General features: G+C 50.4%; 22 protein-coding genes and 2 pseudogenes. 20 read left to right on the forward strand and 4 right to left on the reverse strand.

From position 1 onward, the window contains the following. Positions 1 to 64: 64 nt before the first annotated feature. Positions 65 to 1,156 (reverse strand): annotated as a pseudogene (gene ulaA / locus JOD24_RS00955) (PTS ascorbate transporter subunit IIC); the annotation flags it as partial. Positions 1,157 to 1,315: 159 nt separating this feature from the next. Here ulaA and JOD24_RS16080 point away from each other — a divergent pair. From JOD24_RS16080 to JOD24_RS00975, 3 genes and pseudogenes are all read left to right on the forward strand, one after another. After that, positions 1,316 to 2,137 (forward strand): annotated as a pseudogene (locus tag JOD24_RS16080) (PglZ domain-containing protein). Between the two features lie 192 nt (positions 2,138 to 2,329). Next, positions 2,330 to 2,575, forward strand: a complete 246-nt coding sequence (locus tag JOD24_RS00970; protein ID WP_380162383.1) for a hypothetical protein — start codon at positions 2,330 to 2,332, stop codon at positions 2,573 to 2,575. After that, positions 2,559 to 2,825 (forward strand): type II toxin-antitoxin system RelE family toxin, encoded by a 267-nt coding sequence (locus tag JOD24_RS00975; RefSeq protein ID WP_380162385.1) that lies wholly within the window; start codon positions 2,559 to 2,561, stop codon positions 2,823 to 2,825. Before JOD24_RS00970 ends, JOD24_RS00975 begins: the two co-directional genes overlap by 17 nt. A gap of 376 nt (positions 2,826 to 3,201) precedes the next feature. Here JOD24_RS00975 and JOD24_RS00980 read toward each other — a convergent pair whose 3' ends face one another. Then, positions 3,202 to 4,086: a LysR family transcriptional regulator gene (locus JOD24_RS00980; protein ID WP_380162387.1), complete on the reverse strand. Its 885-nt coding sequence runs from the start codon at positions 4,084 to 4,086 to the stop codon at positions 3,202 to 3,204. A gap of 171 nt (positions 4,087 to 4,257) precedes the next feature. Between JOD24_RS00980 and JOD24_RS00985 the strand changes: the two genes are divergently transcribed. From JOD24_RS00985 to JOD24_RS01035, 11 genes are all read left to right on the forward strand, one after another. Then, positions 4,258 to 4,380, forward strand: a complete 123-nt coding sequence (locus tag JOD24_RS00985) for a symporter small accessory protein (RefSeq protein ID WP_380162389.1) — start codon at positions 4,258 to 4,260, stop codon at positions 4,378 to 4,380. Next, positions 4,377 to 4,910, forward strand: a complete 534-nt coding sequence (locus JOD24_RS00990) for a sodium:solute symporter family transporter (protein WP_429246141.1) — start codon at positions 4,377 to 4,379, stop codon at positions 4,908 to 4,910. The genes JOD24_RS00985 and JOD24_RS00990 overlap by 4 nt, the downstream gene beginning before the upstream one ends. A gap of 8 nt (positions 4,911 to 4,918) precedes the next feature. Beyond that, positions 4,919 to 5,953 (forward strand): sodium:solute symporter family transporter, encoded by a 1,035-nt coding sequence (locus tag JOD24_RS00995; protein ID WP_429246142.1) that lies wholly within the window; start codon positions 4,919 to 4,921, stop codon positions 5,951 to 5,953. 108 nt (positions 5,954 to 6,061) lie between these two features. After that, positions 6,062 to 6,985, forward strand: a complete 924-nt coding sequence (hpaI, locus tag JOD24_RS01000; protein WP_380162393.1) for a 2,4-dihydroxyhept-2-ene-1,7-dioic acid aldolase — start codon at positions 6,062 to 6,064, stop codon at positions 6,983 to 6,985. A 24-nt stretch (positions 6,986 to 7,009) separates the two neighbouring features. Further along, positions 7,010 to 8,536 carry a 5-carboxymethyl-2-hydroxymuconate semialdehyde dehydrogenase gene (gene hpaE / locus JOD24_RS01005; protein WP_380162395.1) on the forward strand — a complete coding sequence of 509 codons (1,527 nt, stop codon included), beginning with the start codon at positions 7,010 to 7,012 and terminating at the stop codon, positions 8,534 to 8,536. A gap of 12 nt (positions 8,537 to 8,548) precedes the next feature. After that, positions 8,549 to 10,024, forward strand: a complete 1,476-nt coding sequence (hpaB, locus tag JOD24_RS01010; protein WP_380162397.1) for a 4-hydroxyphenylacetate 3-monooxygenase, oxygenase component — start codon at positions 8,549 to 8,551, stop codon at positions 10,022 to 10,024. A gap of 12 nt (positions 10,025 to 10,036) precedes the next feature. Beyond that, the gene (gene hpaD, locus JOD24_RS01015; RefSeq protein WP_429246143.1) at positions 10,037 to 11,026 is read left to right on the forward strand and encodes a 3,4-dihydroxyphenylacetate 2,3-dioxygenase; all 990 of its coding nucleotides are present in this window, start codon (positions 10,037 to 10,039) and stop codon (positions 11,024 to 11,026) included. 55 nt (positions 11,027 to 11,081) lie between these two features. Next, a complete protein-coding gene (locus JOD24_RS01020; protein WP_429246144.1) occupies positions 11,082 to 11,546 on the forward strand; it encodes a flavin reductase family protein in 465 nt (154 codons plus the stop codon). A gap of 38 nt (positions 11,547 to 11,584) precedes the next feature. Further along, the gene (locus tag JOD24_RS01025; protein WP_429246145.1) at positions 11,585 to 12,376 is read left to right on the forward strand and encodes a fumarylacetoacetate hydrolase family protein; all 792 of its coding nucleotides are present in this window, start codon (positions 11,585 to 11,587) and stop codon (positions 12,374 to 12,376) included. Continuing rightward, positions 12,376 to 13,137: a fumarylacetoacetate hydrolase family protein gene (locus JOD24_RS01030; RefSeq protein WP_429246192.1), complete on the forward strand. Its 762-nt coding sequence runs from the start codon at positions 12,376 to 12,378 to the stop codon at positions 13,135 to 13,137. The genes JOD24_RS01025 and JOD24_RS01030 overlap by 1 nt, the downstream gene beginning before the upstream one ends. Positions 13,138 to 13,158: 21 nt before the next feature. After that, positions 13,159 to 13,542, forward strand: coding sequence for a 5-carboxymethyl-2-hydroxymuconate Delta-isomerase (locus JOD24_RS01035; RefSeq protein WP_380162405.1), 384 nt, complete (start codon positions 13,159 to 13,161; stop codon positions 13,540 to 13,542). 352 nt (positions 13,543 to 13,894) lie between these two features. Here JOD24_RS01035 and hfq read toward each other — a convergent pair whose 3' ends face one another. Beyond that, positions 13,895 to 14,104, reverse strand: a complete 210-nt coding sequence (gene hfq, locus JOD24_RS01040) for an RNA chaperone Hfq (RefSeq protein ID WP_380162406.1) — start codon at positions 14,102 to 14,104, stop codon at positions 13,895 to 13,897. Positions 14,105 to 14,974: 870 nt separating this feature from the next. Between hfq and JOD24_RS01045 the strand changes: the two genes are divergently transcribed. Continuing rightward, on the forward strand, positions 14,975 to 16,366 hold the full coding sequence (locus JOD24_RS01045; protein WP_380162410.1) for an NAD-dependent succinate-semialdehyde dehydrogenase: 1,392 nt from the start codon (positions 14,975 to 14,977) through the stop codon (positions 16,364 to 16,366). A gap of 496 nt (positions 16,367 to 16,862) precedes the next feature. On the opposite strand, the gene JOD24_RS01050 is transcribed toward JOD24_RS01045, so the two are convergent. Next, a complete protein-coding gene (locus JOD24_RS01050) occupies positions 16,863 to 17,669 on the reverse strand; it encodes a squalene/phytoene synthase family protein (RefSeq protein WP_380162412.1) in 807 nt (268 codons plus the stop codon). A 554-nt stretch (positions 17,670 to 18,223) separates the two neighbouring features. Here JOD24_RS01050 and JOD24_RS01055 point away from each other — a divergent pair. The 5 genes from JOD24_RS01055 to JOD24_RS01075 all read left to right on the forward strand — a co-directional run bounded on the left by JOD24_RS01055 (position 18,224) and on the right by JOD24_RS01075 (position 22,843). Beyond that, positions 18,224 to 18,940 (forward strand): OmpA family protein, encoded by a 717-nt coding sequence (locus JOD24_RS01055; RefSeq protein ID WP_429246146.1) that lies wholly within the window; start codon positions 18,224 to 18,226, stop codon positions 18,938 to 18,940. 169 nt (positions 18,941 to 19,109) lie between these two features. Continuing rightward, on the forward strand, positions 19,110 to 20,030 hold the full coding sequence (locus JOD24_RS01060; RefSeq protein ID WP_380162418.1) for a S66 peptidase family protein: 921 nt from the start codon (positions 19,110 to 19,112) through the stop codon (positions 20,028 to 20,030). Positions 20,031 to 20,488: 458 nt separating this feature from the next. Next, on the forward strand, positions 20,489 to 20,725 hold the full coding sequence (locus tag JOD24_RS01065) for a helix-turn-helix domain-containing protein (RefSeq protein ID WP_380162420.1): 237 nt from the start codon (positions 20,489 to 20,491) through the stop codon (positions 20,723 to 20,725). A 494-nt stretch (positions 20,726 to 21,219) separates the two neighbouring features. Further along, positions 21,220 to 22,449 (forward strand): hypothetical protein, encoded by a 1,230-nt coding sequence (locus JOD24_RS01070; protein ID WP_429246147.1) that lies wholly within the window; start codon positions 21,220 to 21,222, stop codon positions 22,447 to 22,449. 13 nt (positions 22,450 to 22,462) lie between these two features. After that, complete coding sequence (locus JOD24_RS01075) at positions 22,463 to 22,843, forward strand: epimerase (protein ID WP_429246148.1); 381 nt, start codon at positions 22,463 to 22,465, stop codon at positions 22,841 to 22,843. Positions 22,844 to 23,155 lie beyond the last annotated feature (312 nt).

Below are 23,155 nucleotides of genomic sequence, written 5' to 3' on the forward strand. Positions count from 1 at the left end.
TAGAACCTAAATGAAACCCCCGGCTTCCCAGTTGAATGGGAGCCGGGGGTTTGGTGCTCATTATCTAAAACAACCGGAGAATGTAGCCCAAGAGGAGCCCCACCACGCCGAAGTCGGTGTCGCCAAAGGTGGTGTTTTCGAAGCCTAGATCTCCGAGAATGGGAAGCAGTAGAGCTGGCAGAAAGCTAATTAAGAGTCCGTTGACGATCGCCCCCAGGATCGCCCCTCTTCTGCCGCCGGTGGCGTTACCGAAAACTCCGGCAGTGGCACCGGTAAAGAAGTGAGGAACCAGTCCCGGAATGATCAGGGGGGCTCCGATCGCCCCCAGAATGCCCAGTCCGATCAAACCTCCGAGGAAACTGCATAAGAAACCGAGAATGACGGCAGTGGGAGCGAAATTGAACATTACCGGACAATCCAGTGCCGGTTTGGCATCGGGAACCAATTTTTCGGCGATGCCCTGGAATGCGGGAACAATTTCCGCCAACATCATCCGTACCCCCGCTAGGATGACGTAGAGACCCGCTGCAAACATCAAGGCTTGCATCAGAGCGAACATCACATAATTTTGGCCTTCCGCTACTTTGGCGGTCACGTCAGGTCCTGCGGCCAGCACGACGACCAGATAGACCAGGATCATGGTCAAGGCAGTGGAAACCGTGGTGTCCCGCAGAAAGCCGAGCCCTTGCGGCAACTTGATATCTTCCGTCGACTTCTTAGGATTTCCGAGCCATTTTCCTATCAAGCCTGCAGAAATGTAACCAAAGGTGCCAAAGTGTCCGATCGCCAGATTATTATCTCCGGTGATTTTTCGAACAAAGGGTTGGGCCAAGGCAGGCATGACAGCCATCAATAATCCCAGAATGAGCGAACCGATCAGAATCGCTGTCATTCCGCTGATTTGTGCTGTGGACAGCACCAGGGACAAAAGGCAAGCCATGAAGAAAGCATGATGACCGGTCAGGAACACATATTTGAAAGGCGTAAATCTGGCGATCAACAGATTGAATACAAAGCCGAGGCTCATGATAATCGCTGTCTGTTGACCCAATGTTTTGACGGTGACTCCGACGATGGCTTCATTATTAGGGATCAGTCCCCGAATGCCGAATCCTTTATTCAAAATCTCTCCCAGAGGGTTCAGGGATTGGATAAGCCGAGGCAGCCTGGCGCCACTGGAACTCATCCGCTTTCAGACACAGGCCATAACCTGACGGATCAGGCGGATCTTGTACTCCTGGATAACCTCCTCTGTGTGGGCTAAATCTTTGCGAATGGTACCGCGGAGACCCCCAGTTCATGAACTAAATCATCGATTCGGGGGCGGCGGGTAGTCTATCTGTATCACAATCGGGCCGATGCTACTGGAGATCAGCAGGTGACGGAGACCTACACCTTTGACGACGTTCAGCAGGCGATCCAAGAACTGGAACGCGTGGTGAGCAAACTGACCGGTACCTTCGGTGGGAAGCGGATCTTCATCACCGCGGATCACGGGTTTTTGTATCAGCACTCTCCAGTGAAAGCAGACCGGTTGGCTGAGCGGGTGGAGGGGAAAGTGACCGAGTAACACCGCCGTTTTGCCCTCGGTCGCGATTTGACGACGCCTGCAGGGTCCTAACGTGTCTCTCTCGATTATTTGGATCTCGATCTGGAGGCAGTGGTGGCCAAGGGATTGAACCATTTCAAAGCGGGAGGTGGAATGAAGTTTGTCCACGGTGGGGCGATGCCTCAGGAAGTAGTGGTTCCCGTGATCCAATATCGGGAGATTCACGGCCAAGGGCGGAAAAAGGAGGAAGCCTATGTGGATGTCCGGGTGGCGATGCGCTCCAAGGTGATCACTCACTACCAGTTTCACGTCCTCTTTTTCCAGGAACAGAAGGTGTCCCGAGAGTTCCGTCCCCGCCATCTGCGAGCGGCTTTTTACAAAGGGGAGGAACGGATCTCCAATGAAATGACCCTCGTCTTTGACAGCGACCGGGAAGCACCGGAGCGCCACCGGGAGATCACCTTTACACTAGTGGAAGGAAGGGACTTCCTAGGCGAGCCCTGCATCCTACGGTTGGAAGACGTCACCGGCGCAAAGACGGAGCTGTACGTGGAAGAACCCTTTGAGTTGAGAGTGTATGATATCTGAAATGAAACAAGCAGACCTGGGTCCCAAAGGGGCCAAGGTCTTTTGTTGAATCGCATAGATGCTTTTGATGAAATAACTTAAGCGCCTCACTTATTTTCCCGCCTTGAAATTTGACTCACATTTATCGGACATGATATTTTTAGCTTATCTGAAACATTATCGGACTTTTGGAGCCAAATGGAGGGATCCCTGTTGAGTATCGGGAAAGAAGATCTTCACAGGCTTGTGGATCGCTTGCGTGAGCAAGACAAAAAAAGCGCATACGACTTTCTTCGCTACTTGATCGACCGACAGCAGAATCAGCGGAATCCTTACCACCACATTGACCAGTTAGAGCCGGAAGATGTTCCCTTTAACCAAGAGGAACAGGAGCAGTTCGACAGTGATGATGAGGAAACCGTCTCTCTGAAGGATTTAAAGCGTGAGCTCAAGTTATAAGGTTGAGTTGAAACGGCCGGCATCCAAGTTCCTTGCCAAGCAGGATCGCCCGACACAAAAACGGATCATTCAGGCGCTGGAGGGGTTGGAGAAGACTCCGCCGGAGGGGGATATCAAGCCGATGAAAGGACAGCCCGGCCTTTATCGGCTCCGGATGGGTACATACCGAGCCGTTTACGAAGTGGATTACTCAGAGCAAATCGTTCATATAAAAGTGATCGGAAACCGTGGGGATGTTTATAAGGGATGAGAGCATGAAAAAGCTGATCCTAGCCTTGAAGGATCAGCTTTTTGATTTATTTCCACTCTAAAGGTAAATACTACACGTATCTCGGACTAGCCCCATTTTTGAATACCGCAACAAGGCTGTATATCTCGATAAACTGGGGGATTTAACGCAGGAATTCGTGTCATAGAAGAGGTGTGGGCCAAGAAAGCCAGTGGCCATGATGTTCAGTTTTTTCGCTTTTGCTGAGACTCCCAACCATCTATCACAATCGTTGGAAGTACCTCTTTCGGGGCACACTTAAGGGTACCTTTACTACCATTCATCCTCTAAGCAAGAAAATATGATCCGGCGACTCTTTCCATAGAAAGAGTCGCCGGATTTTTTTGTGATCCCTTTTTCATTTCCAAGAGCATTCAAAGGTCTCGATAAAGCGGAGGGCGCTTTTGGAGAGGTGGCGGTCCTTGAGCCATATCACTGCAGATTCAGAGGTGATTTCAGTCTCTTGAATTTCCAATACCTTCACTCCTTTGGTGAGGAACATAAACAGTGTGGATTTCGGCAGTAAAGTGACACCGACCCCAGCGTTAACGAGGGAAAGGAGCATGGTGGCATCGGGACACTCGCAAACCACCTGGGGTTCAAATCCCTGTGCTCGAAATTGATCCACGATGATCTCATATTGCCCGACGCCACTGATTCGGTGCAGGAGCAACAATGGCATTTGGGCCAGATCCTCCATCGGGATCTGTTTTTGTGTCGGAGAGATCCAGGATTCAGGCAAGACAGCCACATATTTTTCATTGGGCAATGGGAGGTAAGCGAAATGGTTCATCGCCAGGGGCAGTCGGACAATGGCCAGCTCAATATCCCTATTTTCCAAGTACTGAGCCAGTTGAAAAGAATCACCTTCTCTGAACTCAAAGGTGACCTGGGGATACTCTTTCCGAAAGAATTGAACCCGCTCCGGAATATATGCGAAACAGGATTTGACGCATCCGACAGATAACATCCCGCGGAGACCTTGCCCGATTTCCTTTACCTCTGAAAGGGTCTCCTCAAATTGATGTAACAGGGCTTGTGCTTTTAAATACAGGGTTTTGCCGGCTTCCGTCAATTCCATCTTTCGTCGGTTTCGTTCCAGTAACGGCGTACCGATCTCATTTTCCAGCATTTTAAGGGATTGGCTGAGGGGTGGTTGCGCCATATGAAGCTTTTTAGCTGCGCGCGTCACCTGTCCTTCCTGAGCGATGGTGACAAAGTAGCGCAATTGTTTTAAATCCAATGCTCTTCCCCCATTCATAGACATCATCGATATCCTTTGAATATAGAAGAGAGATAAAATACATATTTTTCAGATATTATATCACGTGGTAGACTTTAAAGGGCAAGTGAAAAAAAGAGTGACTCTAGGCTCGGAACAATTCGGAATGAACTGAATGTAGGGGGGAGTGCTTTGTTGCTGGGGATGGAGGATCCGGTGATTACATTGGTTTGGGTTGGCACGGTGTTGTCGGCTGTCGGTTGTGTTCTTTTCGGAGCCATCGCTTGGAATAAGGGGGGAGACGGTTCAAAGTGAATCTGACCGTTTTGATTTCCATTATCCTCGTCTATTTTGCCATCATGTCTGGCTTGGCTTACTACGGATATAAACAGACGCAGACGGAAGCCGATTATTTATTAGCGGGACGCAATGTCCACCCAGTGGTAATGTCCCTGTCATACGGGGCAACCTTTATCAGCACTTCTTCATTGATCGGTTTTGGTGGGGTGGCTTCACAATATGGCTTCTCTCTTTTATGGTTGGCCTTCTTAAACATTGTTTTGGGGATTTTTGTGGCCTTTGCCGTGCTGGGGACACGGATTCGCAAACTCTCTGCCGATCTGAATGCCTACACCTTCTCCTCCTTTTTGGGAAAAAGGTATGACTCTACATCTATCACGGTGTTTTCAGGGGCCATGATCTTTCTGTTCATGCCCGCCTATACCAGTATTGTTTTGATCGGTGGGGGAAGATTTCTGCAGGAAACATTGGGGATTGATTTTAATATTGCTCTGCTGGTATTAGCTATAATTGTCGGTTTCTATGTATTTAGTGGTGTGGGCTGAAAGCAGTAATGTACACCGATGCCTTTGCTGCGCTGGTCATGCTGGTCATGATGATCATGCTGTTGTTTGGAACTTATCAGCAGGTGGGCGGAGTGGTCGCAGGACACAGCAGTTTAACCGAGTTGAAACCGCTTATTCCTGAATCCCTCGTGGAACAAGGTCACCGGGGTTGGACCGCGATGCCGGAGGGGGGATCCCCCTTGTGGTGGACGGTGGTGAGCACTCTGATTATGGGGGTGGGTATCGGGGTGTTGGCCCAACCGCAACTGGTGATGAGGTCGATGACGGTGAAGGATGATCGTTCCCTCTATCGTTCCGTCTTGGTCGGAGGTATTTTTATATTCTTCATGACTGGCGCCGCTTATATGATCGGGCCCCTCAGCAATCTGTTTTTTTACGAGACACAAGGAGAGATCGCCATCCAAGCGGTGGGCAACAATGTAGATCTGGTGATCCCAACATTGATTAATCACATGATGCCGGTCTGGTTTATTTATCTGTTTACACTGACAGTCATATCGGCGGCCATTTCAACAATCAGCTCCTTGATCCATGTTCAGGCCGCTTCCTTCAGTGAAGATATCTTAAAAACATGGGGCATCGGGAAGGGCAAAGTGAGTCTCTCTCGGTTAGGTGTGGTGATTGGGATGGCGGCAGCAGTGATCTTAGCTTATATTCTGCCAGGGGGAGTGATTGCCCAATCTACAGCTTTCTGGTTTGGTATTTGCGCCGCTGGTTTTTTGCCAGCGTTGCTCGGCGCGCTTTATTGGAAAAAGGCATCCCGAGCCGGTGCCAATGCGAGTGTGGTGGTCGGTTTTGCGGTGAGTGTATTAGGCTTTCTGTTTTTTCATGAAAAGGAGGCGGCGGCCTTCGGATTATCCCGTGCACTTTTCGGGAAGGAAGCGTTGCTCGGCTTTCCCATGACTCACATCGACCCACTGATTTATGCTTTGCCGGCTTCAACGGCGGTCTTCATCCTGGTGAGCCTGGCAACGGGTGTGAAAATGAAGCGACAAAAAGGGAAGGCTTCCGTTGCTCAATAGTATATATTTTCGATATGTAAAAGCGATGAATTAGATATTTCCGGTATATCTGATGATTCTGTTATATTGGAATTGAAGAACAGGATCAACATTCAGGGAGTGAAGGATTTGGATATCCAAGAAGTGAAACAACGTCTCCGCGGTTCGGTGGCGCCGATTGTCACCCCCTTTAATGAAAGCGGATCCATTGACTTCCATACTTTGGAGTCGCTGATCCACTGGCACATCGAAAGCGGAAGCCATGGGATCTCCGTGACGGGGACGACGGGAGAGCCGAGCTCACTCACCCGGGAAGAGCGGGTGCAAGTGATGGAAACCGCCGCCAAAGCAGTGAAGGGGAGAGTGCCCTTTGTTCCAGGAACGGGTTCAACCAATCATGAAGAAACCCTGTATCTGACTAAGAAGGCACAGGAGATCGGGGCAGATGCGGCACTGGTGATCGTCCCCTATTACAATAAACCCTCCCAGCACGCCCTTTATCAACATTTTAAAAAGGTTGCCGCCGCAGTGGATATTCCCATCATCATCTACAACATTCCGGGACGTACCGCAGTCAATATGGAAGTGAAAACCCTCGCCAGGCTGAATGAAGATTGTCCCAATATCATCGGGGTCAAGGAATCCAATAAGGATTTTGAACATGTCAACCGTGTGCTGTTAAACTGTGGCCGGGATTTTCTGCTGTTTTCCGGGATTGAGCTGCTGTGTTACCCGATGCTGACCATTGGCGGTGCCGGGTCGATCTGTGCCACAGCCAACGTCGTGCCTGGCAAAGTGGCCGAAATGCACGATGCCTGGTTTAAGGGAGATGGGAAACGGGCGCAGGATCTTCACTACGAGCTGATGCCCCTCAACGATGTCCTCTTTAAAGATACGAATCCGGCTCCGTTAAAAGCGGCGATGGGCATGATGGGAAAAATCAACCCAACATTGCGTCTGCCAATGGATCTGCCGACGAAGGAACTGCAAACCGAGATTCGTGAAGTATTGGAGAAATACAGTGAGATCACGGTGAAGGCGGGCGTCCAGTAATCACCTGACGAAGGAGTGGAAAGGATGGCACAACAGGCAGAAGAGATCCGAGATCGCGTGATCCGACAACATACCCAAGATGTCCGGCATTATATCAACGGGCGCTTTGTGGATGCGGATTCAGGGAAATCCTTTGCAAATCTGAACCCCCTGACTCAGGAGAGGATCAACTGGGTCTCGGAAGGGGGCCAAGCGGAGATCGACCGGGCGGTGGCGGCGGCCCAGGAAGCCTTTCAACAGGGGCCCTGGGGAAAGATGAAGGTGAGTGAGCGGCTTTCCTATCTTTACAAAATCGCTGACATCATCGACGAGCACATCGATGAGATCGCACCCCTTGAGTCCTATGATACCGGTCTGCCTATCAGTCAAACCAAAAACATGGTGGCTCGATCTGCGCAAAACTTTCGCTTCTACGCTGAAATGGTGAATAGCCGCATGGTGGGCGAGGCTTATCAGGTAGACGATGAATTTCTCAACTACACGATTCATAAGCCCATCGGTGTGGCGGGGCTGATCACTCCCTGGAATGCCCCCTTTATGCTGGAAACATGGAAGATCGCACCTGCCCTCGCCACTGGAAACACCGTAGTGCTGAAGCCCGCTGAGTGGTCGCCGCTGACCGCCAACCGACTGGCGGAACTGATCGATCAAGCGGGATTGCCAGAGGGTGTGTTTAATGTGGTGCATGGATGGGGTGAAAAGGCGGGGGCAGCCCTTGTCGCTCATCCCGATGTCCAGCTGATCTCTTTTACAGGTGAAACCGCCACCGGTTCGGAAATCATGAAAAACGGGGCGGACACCTTGAAGCGGGTCTCCATGGAGCTGGGGGGGAAATCGCCGATCATCGTGTTTGATGATGCGGATTTGGATCGTGCCTTGGATGCTTGCATCTGGGGAATCTTCTCCTTTAACGGTGAACGCTGTACGGCCAACTCCAGACTGTTTGTCCATGAACAGATTGCGGAGCGCTTTATTCAAGCATTGAAGGAGCGGCTCCCTCACATCGTGGTCGGAGATCCCATGGACGACCGCACCCAGGTCGGGCCCTTAATCCATCAAACACACTATGAAAATGTGAAACGATACCTGGAGATTGCCCGGGAGGAAGGAGCCGAGATCGTGAGTGGCCAGGTTCCTCAGGCCTATAAACAGGGGAACTTTGTACCGCCCACCCTGATCCTCAACCTCACTAACGACCAGACAGCGGCTCAGGAAGAGATCTTCGGCCCGGTGTTGACGGTGATGACTTTCAAGGAAGAAGCAGAAGTGATCAAAGTGGCTAACGATGTCAAATATGGGCTGGCGGGGTATGTATGGACCCAGGATATCCAACGGGCACATCGTGTGGCCCAAGCCGTGGATACAGGCATGTTCTGGATCAATTCACAAAACGTCCGGGATCTCCGCATCCCCTTCGGCGGTTCCAAAGCGAGCGGCATCGGCAGAGAAGGCGGTCATTATGCTTTTGACTTCTACACGGAAACACAGGTGATCCATGTGGCTTTGGGGGAACATCGGATTCCCCAGTTTGGAAAAAAAGCGAGTCCTTGAGGGGGAAAAGGGATGCCTGCCAAGACGGGAAAACAGTATATCGAGCGTTTAAAAAAAGCGAAAAACAATGTCTATATTCATGGGGAACGAGTGGAAGACGTGACGGAACACCCGGCATTTAAAAATGTGGTGGGTTCCATGGCCAAACTGTATGACCTGCAGTATGAAAAACCGGAAAAAATGCTCTATCCCTCTCCGAGCACTGGGGAGATGGTGAGTAAAACCTTCATGCAACCAACGACAATCGAGGAGTTGATCGAGCGCCGTGAAGCCATCATGGAGTGGCAAAATTTCACCCATGGGTTGCTGGGGCGTTCTCCCGATTACTTGAATGCCGATGTGATGGCCATGGGAGCCGCCCATCCCTTTTTTGCCGAAGGAGATCCCCGATTTGGGGAGAACGCCAAAAGGTATGCGGAGTATGCCCGTGAAAATGATCTGAGCCTGACCCACACCTTGATTCACCCCCAAGTCAACCGGGCCAAGGCACAGCATGAACAAAAAGATGCAAATGTCGCCCTCCATGTGGTGGAAAAAAACGAGGATGGAGTCGTGGTGGACGGCATCCGCCTGCTGGCCACCCAGGCGGGAATCACCGATGAGATCATTGTGTTTCCCTCGACGGTCAAAAAATCAGGTGACAAAGAAGACCCCTATTCCCTCGCCTTTGCCATTCCCAATCATACACCGGGATTGAAGTTTTTCAGCCGCGAATCCTTTGTATACAGCCAGAATGAATATGATCATCCCTTAAGCTCCCGCTTTGAAGAAGGAGACGCGATTGTCTCTTTTGACCATGTTCTCGTTCCCTGGGATCGCATTTTTGTGCTGGAGGATTCCTCGATCTGCAATCGCGCCTTCCGGGAAACCAACGCGGTGGTTCATATGTCGCATCAAGTGGTGGCCAAGGATATTGCCAAAACGGAATTTATCCTCGGTGTGGTGCTCAGCGTGATGGATGCGATTGGGATTGATGGATTTCAACATGTCAAAGACAAAGGCACGGAAATCATGCTGATCCTGGAGACGATGAAATCCCACTTATTTCGGGCGGAACACCATGCTCAACTGGATCGATGGGGGATGATGACTCCCGATTTCGCCGCCTTGGATGCCGCTCGCAACTGGTTTCCCCGTGTCTATCCGCGCATGGCGGAAATCCTCCGAGTCCTTGGGGCTTCTGGGATGATGGGCATTCCGACTCAGGCTGATTTTGCAAACGAAGAGATCGGCCCCACGCTTCATCGGGCCACTCAGGGAAAAAACATAGAGGGTTATGAACGGGTGCAACTTTTCCGCCTGGCCTGGGATCTGACCCTAAGTGCCTTCGGTAGCAGGCAAACCCATTATGAATATTATTTTTTCGGGGATCCGATCAAAATGGGCATGGCCTACTTTGACAGCTACGACAAAGAGCCGTACAAAGAAAAAGTGCGGGAATTGCTTCAATCTACAGTCCGACCCCAATGGAAGACGGTTCGGGCATAAGGGGGGATTCAGGTGGAGAAGTTTAATATTCTTCGTGCGGGAAGAGCGGTCATCCGTGTCACAGATTTGGACGCCGCCCGCCGCTTTTATGTCGATGGGCTCGGCTTCGTGGAAACGGAAGCGAAGGAGGATTGCATCTATTTGCGGGGGCTGGAAGAACATCTCCATCACAGTTACGTTCTGAAAAGAGCAGCCCGCCCTGGCGTGGAAGTGATCAGTTACAGAGTGATGCAGGAGTCGGATTTGGATCGGATCGCTTCGTTTTTTGCAGAGAAAGGATTGCCAGCCCAATGGTTGGAAGAGGGGAGTCAGCATGGGATCGGGCGGGCACTCCGAGTACAGGATGTTTCCGGGATCCCCCTTGAATTTTACTATAAAATGGAGCGAGTAGAGCGAAAACTGCAACAGTTCGACCTGTACAAAGGCTCCCGTATGCAGCGAATCGATCATTTTAACTGTATGGTGCCGGATGTGAAGAGCGCTCATGATTTTTACATCGAGGAGCTGGGATTCCGTTGCTCGGAATATACAGAGACCGAGGAGGAGCAGATCTGGGCTGCTTGGCTACACCGGAAGCCTACGGTCCACGATGTGGCCTTTATGAATGGGAAGGGTCCCCGGCTCCATCATGTCGGGTTCTGGCTCAGCGATCCGGTGAGTGTGATCCACACCTGTGATGTGCTCGCTTCTCTTGGCTATGCCTCCCATATTGAGCGGGGACCGGGTCGGCACGGATTGTCCAATGCATTTTTCCTGTATCTGCGGGATCCTGACGGTCATCGTGTGGAGTTGTACACGGGGGATTACTTTACGGGAGATCCCGACTTTCAACCGATTCGCTGGGATTTGGATGATCCCCGCCGCGGGACTTTCTGGGGGCACCCAGCCCCATCCAGCTGGTTTGAGGAAGCCACTCCGTTTATCGATCCGGACCACAGCGGACAGGAAGTCGCGCTGAAGGATGCGATCCTCGCACAGCGACAGCCCAATTTTGTGACCTGATCAACCACTTCACGGCTTCAGTTTCAGGTGAGGGAGCAAAGGAGATGTCATTTTCATGGATGACCGACACTTTCGGAATGCGATGGGCCGTTTTGCTACTGGTGTGACCGTCATCACCACTCAGGTCGAGGATGAAGTGCACGGAATGACAGCGAATGCTTTTATGTCCGTTTCCCTGAATCCAAAATTGATTACCGTTTCTGTCGATCACCAGGCGCACATGCATAAAAAATTAAAGAAATCCAAGGGATTTGCCGTCAGTATTTTATCCAAAGAACAACGGGATATTTCGATGCATTTTGCAGGGCAAAAACTAATGGATGAGGAAATCGATTTTGACTTTGTCGCAGGTGTACCTGTGATTCCGGATGCCTTGGCGACGGTGGTCTGCAATGCCCACAGTTCTCACGATCTAGGTGATCACACCTTATATGTCGGCGAAGTGATCGAGATCGGTTTGCATGAAGGGGATCCCCTCACCTTTTTCGCTGGGAGATACGGTTCCCTCACTGAGCAGTGAAGATCCCGTTTGTAGCCAGGATGGGGGAGTGAAGTAGGATGAGCAAGGGGAAAATCAAAATTCAGGGGGTGCCCTTCGTTGAGGAAGTAGAGGTCCATCCCAAAGGAGGGACGGTTGGATTCCAGGGCACCAGCTATCCGATCCAGGAGATGGCTGTGGATGCCCCCGTCTCGGGAAGGGTCTATGGTACACTGCTCAATTACAAAGGGGCACTGGCGGAGTTGGGGGAAGCGGTGCATCAGCCCCCGTATCATCAGCCGCCCATCGCCCCTGTTCTCTATATCAAGCCGCAAAATACACTCATAGGACACGGACAGCCGATTCCGATGCCTGAGGATGCTTCCGAACTGGAAGTGGGTGCGGCCCTGGGGGTGGTCATCGGTCGCAGGGCCACTCGTGTGAGTGAGGCGGAGGCTTTGCATTATGTGACAGGGTATACCGTGGCCAACGATGTGAGTATTCCCCAGGACAGCTTTCATCGGCCGCCGGTGATGCAAAAGGCCCGCGACGGCTTTTGTCCCTTAGGCCCCTGGGTGATCCAACATCATGCCGTGGCGAATCCTGATGCACTGGGGGTGCGTGTCTTTATCAATGGGGAACTTCGCCAACAGAACACTACCGGAAATCTGATTCGATCGGTGGCCCGCTTGATCGCCGATGTGACGGAGTTTATGACCTTAAATGAGGGGGATGTGCTGTTGGCTGGTGTGCCAGAGGGCGCTCCCTTGGCAAAAGTGGGGGATCGGATTCAAATTGAAATCGATCATGTCGGCAGTCTGGAAAACACGATTGTTGAAGGTAGAGGGGTGGCAGCGGGAGGGGGGACATGATGAGAAAAGCGCGTGTAGCCTTTGGTGGGGCGATCCATGAGGCCTTCGATGTAGAGGGTGGAATTCAATTGGATGATGGCCGTTGGGTGGAGGAGCACGAGGTGGTCTGGTTGCCTCCAGTGGAACCGCGTACCGCATTCGCTCTGGGTTTAAACTATGCGGATCATGCCAAAGAGCTTTCATTTCAAGCACCCAAAGAACCCCTTGTTTTTTTGAAAGGGCCCCACACTTTTGTGGGACACCGTGCCCAAACCCGTCGTCCCGCCGATGTGACGTACATGCATTATGAGTGTGAATTGGTTGTCGTCATCGGTCGCACGGCGAGGAACATTCGAGCAGAAGATGCCTATGATTATGTGGCGGGGTACACAGTGGCCAATGATTATGCGATCCGGGATTATCTGGAGAACTATTACCGGCCCAACCTCAGGGTGAAAAACCGCGACGCCGGTACGCCGATCGGTCCCTGGTTGGTCGATGCGGAGGATGTCCCCGATCCGATGAATCTAAATCTACGAACCTATGTAAACGGAAAATTAACGCAGGCAGGGACCACGGGAGAGATGATTTTTGGCATTCCCCGCTTGATCCAATACCTGAGTGGTTTGATGACCTTGAGTCCCGGAGACATCCTATTGACCGGAACGCCAAAAGGGTCGGTGAATACAGCTGTAGGGGATGAAGTGGTGACTGAAATCGAAGGCATCGGGCGCCTGGTCAATACCATTGTAGGGGATGAAGCTTTTTCAATACGTGCGTAAGAGCCGGGAGGGGAAACAGGGATGCCCCATTTCATTGTGGAGTATACAGATAACCTCCAGGGGGAGGCGGACATTGCCGGGTTGTTGAAAAAGGTAAACCAGGTGTTGATTTCACACCGGGATCTGTTTCCCATCGGGGGGATTCGTTCCAGAGCGATCGAGCTTCACGATTATCGCATCGCGGATGGGGCGGAAGAGGATGCTTTCGTCCATGGGACATTGAAGATCGGCCCGGGTCGTTCACCAGCAGACAAACAGGCGGTGTGCGATGGATTGTTCGCTGTGATGGAAGAGCATTTCGCGGACCTTTTTCATACCCGATATTTGGCTCTGTCGATGGAATTATCTGAGTTCTCCAATCCCACGTACAAGCGGAACAATATTCATACCCGCTTTAAAAAGTAGTCTTTCGCCCAAGAAGGGGTGACAAAGGCGTTTCAATCTCATTGACATCACTGGAGCCCGGTATCCGACCGGGCTCCAGTGGCGTGATCCTCATGTCATACAACCGGTGTTTAACAGATCTACTGGGCAGGGGGAGGATGTCTAGAAGTGTTGTGAAAAAATCCTGCACAGGTGGGGTGGGAGTTTCCTATGGAGGGACCTCCCCTTCCCACCATCCCAGATCGATGTAAATTATAACGCTTCTAGGTGGATGGAAGAGTAAATGTAAGTGATTGCCCTTTCCAACCGATCCCCATTTGTTGAAATGAGAGATTTCGCCCCTGATTGCGAGGGATATGGGGAAGTCTCTTTTTTATTTGACGGTGGAGATGGCATGCTTATAGATCATACTCTGTTTTCCGGAGAGTGTGTGGATTAAAACGACATATTTATCGAATGATTGGACAGTTCCTTTGATATGAATCCCATTCACAGTGATGACGGTGCATTCCACCTGAGACTCCTGGAAGCGTTGTAACTGACGGTCTTGACTGAACTCCGGGGCGACTTGCTGATTATTCATCGATTATCCCTCTCTCTTTTTCATAGGATCATCCTTATCATACTACAAAAAGACTTCCTGATGTTGGATATTCCGGAGAGCGAAAAAGGGACTTCATCACTGATTGGAAGGTTCTTCTCAAGCTAGTGTCCCCTTAGAGAACATTGTGTGGAAAATCACAGAAAGGTAAGGATGGTGGGGATTTGATTCGCCTTTGCGCTCTTTGCAAGAGATCGGAGCCGCCCCACCATCCTGTCTCCGCCTTGCTGAAAAACAAGATCAAAGTTGCCTGAAGGAGCACTAGTTTTCGTGTTACGTGCGTACTTGGCAAATGAAGTGCATTTGTGGCCACATGGTAGGTTTCTGTTTGAGCTAGGGCTGTTGATTAACCAGAAAATGGGTGGCGGAAGGGAGTCGTGTGCTGCCAAAGCGACCTTTGCACCACAGGCACTACAATCTCGATAGCAAGGTTGCCATCCTACCCAGCGGAGAATCTGGAAAGAGGGCGTTTAGGGGCAACATCTTCCCTGTGTTGCTTCCGTAAGGATTTGCCCCTGCCCGATGGTCAGATTTGGAGCGGCCAGTCATTACTTCCTTGCTGGATGACAACGGTCGCGTGGGTGAACACGATCTCCCCACCCAAAATATGGCGAATCAACACGCCTGGTTTGAGCTATGTGATCTGATGTCATTCGAAACACCACTCCAAATGATTGGCCGCATTTTGATGGTTTCTAGTAGCGCCTCGGTTACTTTCTATTTATTCTCTTTTACCGGGTATGTCCTCTGCACTCGACTAGCCAAGCGAATGGATTATTTTGGGTTTATGGTGTACGATGGGGTTTAGCTTATATCTGACACAAACCCAATCGATCAAAGGAGGAAACAGCCATGTCCAATCAATTTAGCGTAACAAACCCAGCCACGGGAGAAGTGATCAAGAAAGTCAAAATAGATGCTGAAGAGGAGATCAAGCAGAAACTAGAAATGGGGCACAAGGCTTTTAAAGAATGGGCAAAAGTGAATGCTCATGAACGCTCCCGATTGTTACAAAAATGGTCCGACAAAGTCAAAGAAAACAAACAAGAGATTGCAGAAATCATGACAAAGGAAAATGGAAAACCCCTGCATGAATCATTAGGCGAGGTGAACTATGCCACCAGCTATATTGACTGGTATGCCGAAGAAGCCAAACGGATCTACGGTCGCACCATTCCGGCGAATACGGAATCAAAGCGGATTATTGTCAGTCGTCAACCCGTTGGATTAGTAGCAGCCATTACTCCCTGGAACTTCCCGGCAGCCATGATGACCAGAAAAGCAGCGCCGGCGCTTGCTGCAGGCTGTACCTTTATTGTCAAACCGGCAGCGGAAACTCCGCTGACCGCGATCCGAATCATTGAACTGGCTCATAAAGCGGGAATACCTGAAGAGACTGTTCAATATGTGAATACTCACGGAAGTATCGCGGGTGATCTTTTCACCCAAAGTGAATACGTCCGCAAGATCACATTTACCGGCTCGACTCCTGTGGGTAAAACATTGATCCAGAAAAGTGCGGACTCGATTCAACATGTGACGATGGAATTAGGGGGGCATGCCCCACTGATCGTTGCCGAAGATGCCGATCTGGACTTTGCAGTCCAACAAACGATAGCAACGAAATTTAGAAATGCTGGACAAACCTGCGTCTGTGCCAACCGCCTGATTATCCATGAACATGTCGCAGAAGAATTTGCTAAAAAATTAGCGGAAGAAGTGGAGAAACTGAAAGTGGGAAATGGGATGGACGAAGGTACGGATATTGGCCCGATTATCAATAAAAAAGGTTACGATAAGATTGTGGATCAGGTAAAAGATGCAGTAGAAAAAGGTGCCGAGGTTTTAGTCGGTGATCAATATCATGCAGATGACAACAAAGGCTTTTACTTCGTCTATCCCACCGTATTAAAAAATGTCGATGATCGCATGAAGATCATGCATGAAGAAACCTTTGGCCCCGTCGCTCCCATGACCACCTTTAGAGAGCTAGAGGAAGCGGTGGAAATTGCTAACAGCACACCATATGGTCTGGCAGCCTATTTCTTTACCAATGATTACCGAACTGGAACCTACTTGCATGATCACCTGGACTTCGGAATTATTGGCTGGAATGATGGCGGCCCCTCCGCTGCTCATGCACCCTTTGGGGGGATGAAAGAAAGTGGACTGGGTCGTGAAGGTGGAATCGAAGGAATCGAGCCGTATTTGGAAACGAAGTATTTATCGATTGGAAATATATAGTGATGCAGGGCTGTTGATTAACCAAAAAATGAGCGGTGGAAGGGAGTCGTGTGCTGCCATAGCGAGACCTAGGTGCGGAAGCGACCCTGGCGAGACTTGTGCCCTATGGGTGCAAAGCGACCTTTGCCATCCTACCCAGCGGAGAATCTGGAGAGAGGGCGTTTAGGGGCAACATCTTCCCTGTGTTGCTTCCGTAAGGCTTTGCCCCTGCCCGATCGGAAGATTTGGAGCGGCCAGTTTTCACTTCCTTGCCGGATGGCAACCGGAGCGTGGTAGAACACGATCTCCCTACCCAAAATATGGCTAATCAACACGTCTGATAGTGATGGGAATTTCGTAAACGTAGCTACCTATTTGTCAATCAAGCAGGAACGGTACCCAGCAAAACAGCTTCATCCATGTGGCGACAGAGGGTAGGAGAAACCAGGCGTGTAAACTCCAGTAGAAACCCAAAAGAAAGAAACCGTCCAGTGTGGGCGGTTTCTTTCTTTTGGGTTTACTCCCCCGTGGCTTTATTCACCAATTGAGTCACTTCGGTCCGGGTCAGTTTTTCGGCCCCTTCTTTCAGAGCTTGCAGGGTTCCATGGGCGAGCACCAGCGGGATCTTGCAAAAGTCGAGTACCACCGGGGATTGAATGCTGTCTGTGTAGATATCCGCCTGCTCCAGGTGATGACGGGCGTAGGCAAACATTTCATCAAATCCCCAGCCGTCAGGAAAGAAATCGACACCCCGGGAGAGATCCTCCTCCCGATTGCGGAGAATGTTGACCGCTTGCAATCCCCGGCCATAGGCGACAGCCAGTTGTTGATCGGCATGGGTGCCGTCGTACCACTTCCAGAGATCGTTGAGCAGGACCCCGACCAGACCTGCAACGTAATAGGTGTATTGATCCAATTCCTCTTTGGTATGGACGATCCATTTTTTGTTAACCCATTCAGCCATTCCGTCAGCCATCGTTGCAGTGGAGTGAAGGATGTTTTCCTGAATGGAGGAGGGGATCAATTTTACCCAATCCGACATGCGCAGAGTGACTTCCGGAAGGAAATTTTTATAGGGGTGAAGCACTGTGGCCAGTTCCTGATCATTGAAGGGCTTTTGCAGAATCTTGCCGATGGATCTTAAAAGGCTCACCTTGGGTTCTGAAGGGAGTCGGGGGTGATCCTCAATTTCGTCGATAGCTCGCATACAGAGATAGGAAGCGGCCACAGCCTCTTTCAAGTCCGCGGGCAGGCGACTGATGGGGATGAAGAAGGTTCGACTCGTCTCGCGTAGCACTTCGATTGCATCTTTATGTAAGTCCACGATCGGGGACACCTCCGTTTTTATTTATTATTCAGGACCTCAGTCTCCATTATTCTACACAAAACGTATTACGGAAGGGTCACACAGGGATGACAAAATTCCCATAAATCCCAAATGGATTGACATGGAAAGTGTGTTGCGGGGCATGGACAACGCTGACTTTTGGCTGGGGTACGGATATCAAACAGAGGGGATGGGATGCCAGGCAAAGACAGCCTCCTTTCTACTTGGGGGAGCGTTCCTGTACAAAACTCCTTTGCTCTTGCCCTATAGGGGTTCATCTCTTCACTTTACCATTTCTTTCGGGATTCATCATCCTTTGCGAGTGGGGGACTTTCTTAACTGAGAGGGGAGACCTGCACCGGTCCTCCAGCAACGTACGTACAATTGGGAATCTATTATCGGGTCCGCTTTGAAAAACACAGATCCTGAGATGTCCTCCACAGAATAAAACTTGTTTCGTATATCTATTTCTGTTTACAACCCTTATAATTATTTCCAGTCAGTCAGAGGACTTTTGAGAATATCGGATCTTACGTAGGGGTGTGGATATGATGAAAAATGGGTTGCTTCCCGTCTGTCTGGCCTTCCTTCTCCTGCTCACTGCATGTACTTCAGCGGAGGAGCCAGTGGCGGATTCAACCAAGGATTCAACAGAGAAAAGTGCGTCTGCGGACAAGAAAGGGAAAGGGAAAGAGGAAGAGAAGGAGGAGAAAAGTTCCTCCGGCTATGTCCCCCCGGAACCTTATGTTCCCCCGGAACCTTACGTTCCCCCGGAACCTTATGTCCCTCCGGATCCCTATATTCCTCCCGATCCTTATATTCCTCCGGATCCGTACATTCCGCCGGAACCCTATGTTCCTCCGGACTTTTCCTCCTCGGATGTGTCTGTCTTCAAATCGAAGGGGGAAAAGGGGGCGAAAAAAGTGGTCATCCATGTTCCCGGTCATATCTTGTTTGACACGGAACAGAGTACCATTCGCTCCAAAGCCCGTCCTGAGCTGGACAAATTGGGGAAAAGTCTAAAAGGATATCAGGGAACGGTTCGAATCTACGGCTATACTGATGACCGAGGAACTGCTGAATATAATCAAAAGCTGTCCGAGGAACGGGCTGAAGCGGTGAAAGCCTACCTGGTGAAAGAGTGCGGGATTGCCAGCAATCATCTGAAGACGAAGGGCTTTGGCAAGAAACATCCGATAGTCCCCAATAACAGCGATAGCAACCGGCAGAAAAATCGGCGAGTGGAAATCATCGTAGACAGTAAGTAGTGATCCCTTCCAGAGAGTCTGGATACGAGAAAGTCCGATTCTCCAGTGGGAGTCGGGCTTTTTTCATTACGATGTGGGCGATGGACTCTTTTCTTGAGTCATGGAGGGCCCCCTTCCCCAGTATATTTGACAGAGAGAAGTCATCCTCGGGAGGAAGGGGGAGGAACTTGTGGCCATCAGACCACCAATTTTGCAACCAGGGGATACCATTGGGATCGTGACCTTGGGAAGTCCGCTGGATGCCAGTGTTATTGATGCACGGGTCCAGACTTTGGAGGAAATGGGGTTGCAGGTGGTGCTGGGAGAACACGTCTACGCCCAAAATGGATTCTTGGCGGGAACAGATGAAGAACGGGCCTCCGATTTGATGAACATGTTCAGAAATGACCAAGTGAAAATGATCTTACCTTCCAGGGGAGGTGTGGGTGTCGCTGGCATCTTCCCACACTTGGATTACGATACGATCCGGCGCCATCCCAAAATTGTCACGGGCTACAGTGATATCACGGGATTGTTGAATGTCCTGTATCAATATGCTGATCTGATCACCTTCCAGAGTCTCCTGCTCATCGATTTTCAGCAGGCGACACCGGCCTTTAACTTCGACCAGTTTTTTGCGGCGGTGTCCACCTTCATCTCTCCCCGCTCCATCCAAAACCCACCGGGGGTCCCTCTCGTGAGCCGGGTTCCGGGAAATGTGACCGGACCCTTGGTTGGGGGGAACATGCTCTCTTTTATCGATACCCTGGGAACCCCTTATGAAATTGATACACGGGATAAGATTTTGCTCCTGGAAGAGACCCATGAGCCGACCAATAAGGTGTATCGATATCTGAATCACCTGAAGCTGGCCGGTAAGTTCGATGATTGCATCGGTGTGATCATGGGAGAATGTACAGGATGTCAGGCGGCTTATGGAATCTCCTATGAGGATCTGATCAACGAATTCCTGGTTCCCCTCGGCAAGCCTCTCCTCACCCATCTTACCACCGCACACGGAACATACAAAGTCGCCCTCCCCATCGGCGCAAGAGTGAACCTGAACACCACCAACAACACCTTGACCGTGCTGGAGCCGACGGTCAGTTGATTGTAGGGGAAAATGAGTGATCTCTCTCATCCAACCATTCAACCGGACGTGGGAATTAGAAAAAATCAGAGCTGTTAGGTTCGGTAGGGAGTCGTGTGCTACCCAAACGACCTGTACTACAGGTACTAGAATTTTGATATTTAAAGCCCTAAGGTGGAAGACATCTAACCCAGTGGAGAAATCCGACAAGAATCCATATTTAGGGCTGGGACGATCGAGATGGGGTTCCACAATCCCATTCCGTTGTTCTGACGAGCCCAAGTCACTCCATGTGAAACCTCAACCCTCCTCCGATATTTTCAAACCTGCTTTCGGCAACACCCGCCCCCCTTCCTTCTCACATTCTATTTACGCACAAACCCAAATATAAAATAAATATGTAATCCTGTGAAATAATCATTCCCATTTATCACAATTTGTTATATATTCAAGGAAAGGATGTATAAGGAGGGGTATCCTTGGGCCAACTGAGTTTTCCCGAGGTGGGCGAAATCATTGGAAAAATCAGGAGAGAGAGGGGTCTCAGACTGGAGGATTTAGCCGATGAAAACATCTCTCCGGCCACCATCAGCAATCTGGAGAGAGGGGCATCCCACGTTCGGCAAGAAAAGATGTCTTATTTACTGAAGAAATTGGACATCCCTTTGGAGCGATTGCCGGAGATGTTGCTCACCGAAAATGTGTATCCGGGCTGACTTGTAAAAGGACCTCTGCTGCCTCCGACTTTGACATAGAAGTATTATTGCCATTTGCGATATAATTTGTCAGGGCTGTTGATTAGCCAGAAAATAGGTGGCGTAAGGGGGTCGTGTGCTGCCATAGCGAGACCTAGGAGCGGAAGCGACCCTGGCGAGACTTGTGCCCTATGGGTGCAAAGCGACCTTTGCCATCCTGCCCAGCGGAGAAGTCTTACGAGAGGGCGTTTAGGGGCAACATCTTCTCTGTTTTGCTTCCGTAAGGCTTTGCCCCTGCCCGATCGGAAGATTTGGAGCGGCCAGTCTCTACTTCCTTGTGGGATGGCAATTGGAGCGTGGTAGAACACGATCTCCCTACCTAAAATATGGATAATCAACACGCCTGATATTTGTATATAGCACGCTGATTTAGGCTTTTTATAGTATTGCGTAATACTATAGGATGTATATCATGGGGTTGCCGATTATCTCGTGAAAAAGGAGATGGGTAATCCTTGTTCTTTCATCGGTTGAAACCAGTTTTATTCGACCGGCGGGGTTCTTCAACAATTGAATATGTAATAATTCTGGCCGCTGGTGCGATCCTGGCCATGATTCTTACAGCAACAGTGGAAAGCACGGAAATCCAGAACTCTCTCAAGGAAAAAATCGAATGTGTGATTACACAAGAATGCCATGAAACTCACACCGCCTCCGATGAAACAGGGAGTTCACCGGAAACCGGAAAGCCCTTTGATGTATCCAAACAGAAGCCGTCTAAGGAGGAAGGCTTCTTTGACATGCTGAAACGAAAAGCCAACGATGCCTGGGAGGGTACTAAGGAGATCGCTTCCGACACCTGGGATGGAATCCAATTCGGTGCCGAAGCGGCCTGGGAGTGGACCAAGGATCACAAGGAAGAGATTGCTGTCGGTTTGACCGTGGCAGCAGGGGTGGGACTGTTGTTTGTTCCAGGTGGTCAGGCATTCGGGGCTGGGATCCTGATCGGTTCCGCCGTGGGTGGTGGAATTTCTGCCATACAGGGGAATGATCTGAAGACGATCATGGCAGATGCCGCCATAGGGGGAGCAGCCGGTGCAGTAGGCGGCGGTGTAGCGGGTGGCGTTGCCAGAGGTACCGGGCGATATATAGGTCAAAAGGCTACACAGTTGTTCGGTAACGCTACCGGGGGATCCGCCGGGAGTCTGGCGGACGATCTTCTCAGGGGCAAAAAGTTTAATTGGAGAAACGCTGCGGTAGCCGCATTCCTGGCGGCTGGGGTTACCCATGGTGTCCAAGCGGCGAAACAAGCGGCCCCAGTGTTTGGTATTACGCCGAAGGCGGAGCAGGTGGCGGGCCAACAACTTGCGAAACATGCCGACGAAATTGGAGACTACGGGAAAGTAGGCGGACACCACATCCATGCTAAAGCCGCTTTTAAGGGAGATTTTAATTATGATCCAAAAAAAGGTTACAGTATTAGTCAGAAGTTTATGCGTGAAAACGGCTGGAGTCATCAGAAAATGACCAATAAACAGCGCGAACTATTCAAGGAATTAGCGAATAGCGGCAGACCTAACACACTGGTAGAGCATAACCGGATAGCTGTAGAAGCGCTGGTGGAAGGCGGTGCACCGCGCGACGTGGCGAGGAAACTGGTAGCGGAATCCACTAAGCGACTTCGTAAAGACGGGGTGCGAAAGCCGTCCAGGATACCGTGGCAGACTAAAAAGACAGAAAAATAAGGAGTGACAACGCATGGAGGAACAGGCTCTAGACAAGTTTGGGAAAATGCTAATGGAAAAGGTTAGGGACATGTCGATAGGAGAGTGGGACGATGTAGTAAGCGGAAAGATGAAAGCGCCAGTACTAGTGGAACTATACGAAGAACTGGCCTCGTCCTTTGACAAAGAGCAGTTAAATATCCTTAGCAACCTGATACCGCAGATCGTGGACACGACCTTACACTATACGTTAGCGTGCTTGGAGGAAGAAAAGGATGACGTTAAAGTTTCTGTACAGGTAGATCAGGGAACGGTAGATGACCTGGTGGAAGCCAGCGACGGTTTAGCCGGGGAACTTTACACAGAAGACGGATGGATTGCGCGTTTTAGTAAGGAAAGGCACTATCCATCTTGAAAATAGGGCTGACACTGGAAGTACCCAAAGTGATCTTTACGGCCTGATTGGGCTTGAAGAAATGTTAGGACCAGGGGTGAAACCGACGGGAAGCAGCTCTTGACGGAGGGAGATCACGATTTTGAATCCCACGATGACGAAAGGGTGGATGAGTAGGTGATTATTATGGATAGCAATCGGATTTTACAACAGGTCTGGGCCACGGAGGAATCGTGTATCCGGGCTGACTTGTAACAGGACCTCTGCTGTCTCCGTCCTTGACACGAAATCATTTTCTTTTTATACATGGGCTTGTCCCCGTCGGGTCAAAAG

This window comes from Kroppenstedtia sanguinis (assembly GCF_050433445.1).
Classification (GTDB): domain Bacteria; phylum Bacillota; class Bacilli; order Thermoactinomycetales; family DSM-45169; genus Kroppenstedtia; species Kroppenstedtia sanguinis.

Coding starts and splice junctions, on each gene's coding strand:
- hfq (WP_380162406.1), bottom strand. CDS start 14,104: ATGAATAATCAGCAAGTCGCCCCGGAGTTCAGTCAAGACCGTCAGTTA.
- JOD24_RS01055 (WP_429246146.1), top strand. CDS start 18,224: ATGAAAAATGGGTTGCTTCCCGTCTGTCTGGCCTTCCTTCTCCTGCTC.
- JOD24_RS01035 (WP_380162405.1), top strand. CDS start 13,159: ATGCCCCATTTCATTGTGGAGTATACAGATAACCTCCAGGGGGAGGCG.
- JOD24_RS01020 (WP_429246144.1), top strand. CDS start 11,082: ATGGATGACCGACACTTTCGGAATGCGATGGGCCGTTTTGCTACTGGT.
- JOD24_RS01045 (WP_380162410.1), top strand. CDS start 14,975: ATGTCCAATCAATTTAGCGTAACAAACCCAGCCACGGGAGAAGTGATC.
- hpaB (WP_380162397.1), top strand. CDS start 8,549: ATGCCTGCCAAGACGGGAAAACAGTATATCGAGCGTTTAAAAAAAGCG.
- hpaE (WP_380162395.1), top strand. CDS start 7,010: ATGGCACAACAGGCAGAAGAGATCCGAGATCGCGTGATCCGACAACAT.
- JOD24_RS01075 (WP_429246148.1), top strand. CDS start 22,463: ATGGAGGAACAGGCTCTAGACAAGTTTGGGAAAATGCTAATGGAAAAG.
- JOD24_RS01025 (WP_429246145.1), top strand. CDS start 11,585: ATGAGCAAGGGGAAAATCAAAATTCAGGGGGTGCCCTTCGTTGAGGAA.
- JOD24_RS00995 (WP_429246142.1), top strand. CDS start 4,919: ATGTACACCGATGCCTTTGCTGCGCTGGTCATGCTGGTCATGATGATC.
- JOD24_RS01030 (WP_429246192.1), top strand. CDS start 12,376: ATGAGAAAAGCGCGTGTAGCCTTTGGTGGGGCGATCCATGAGGCCTTC.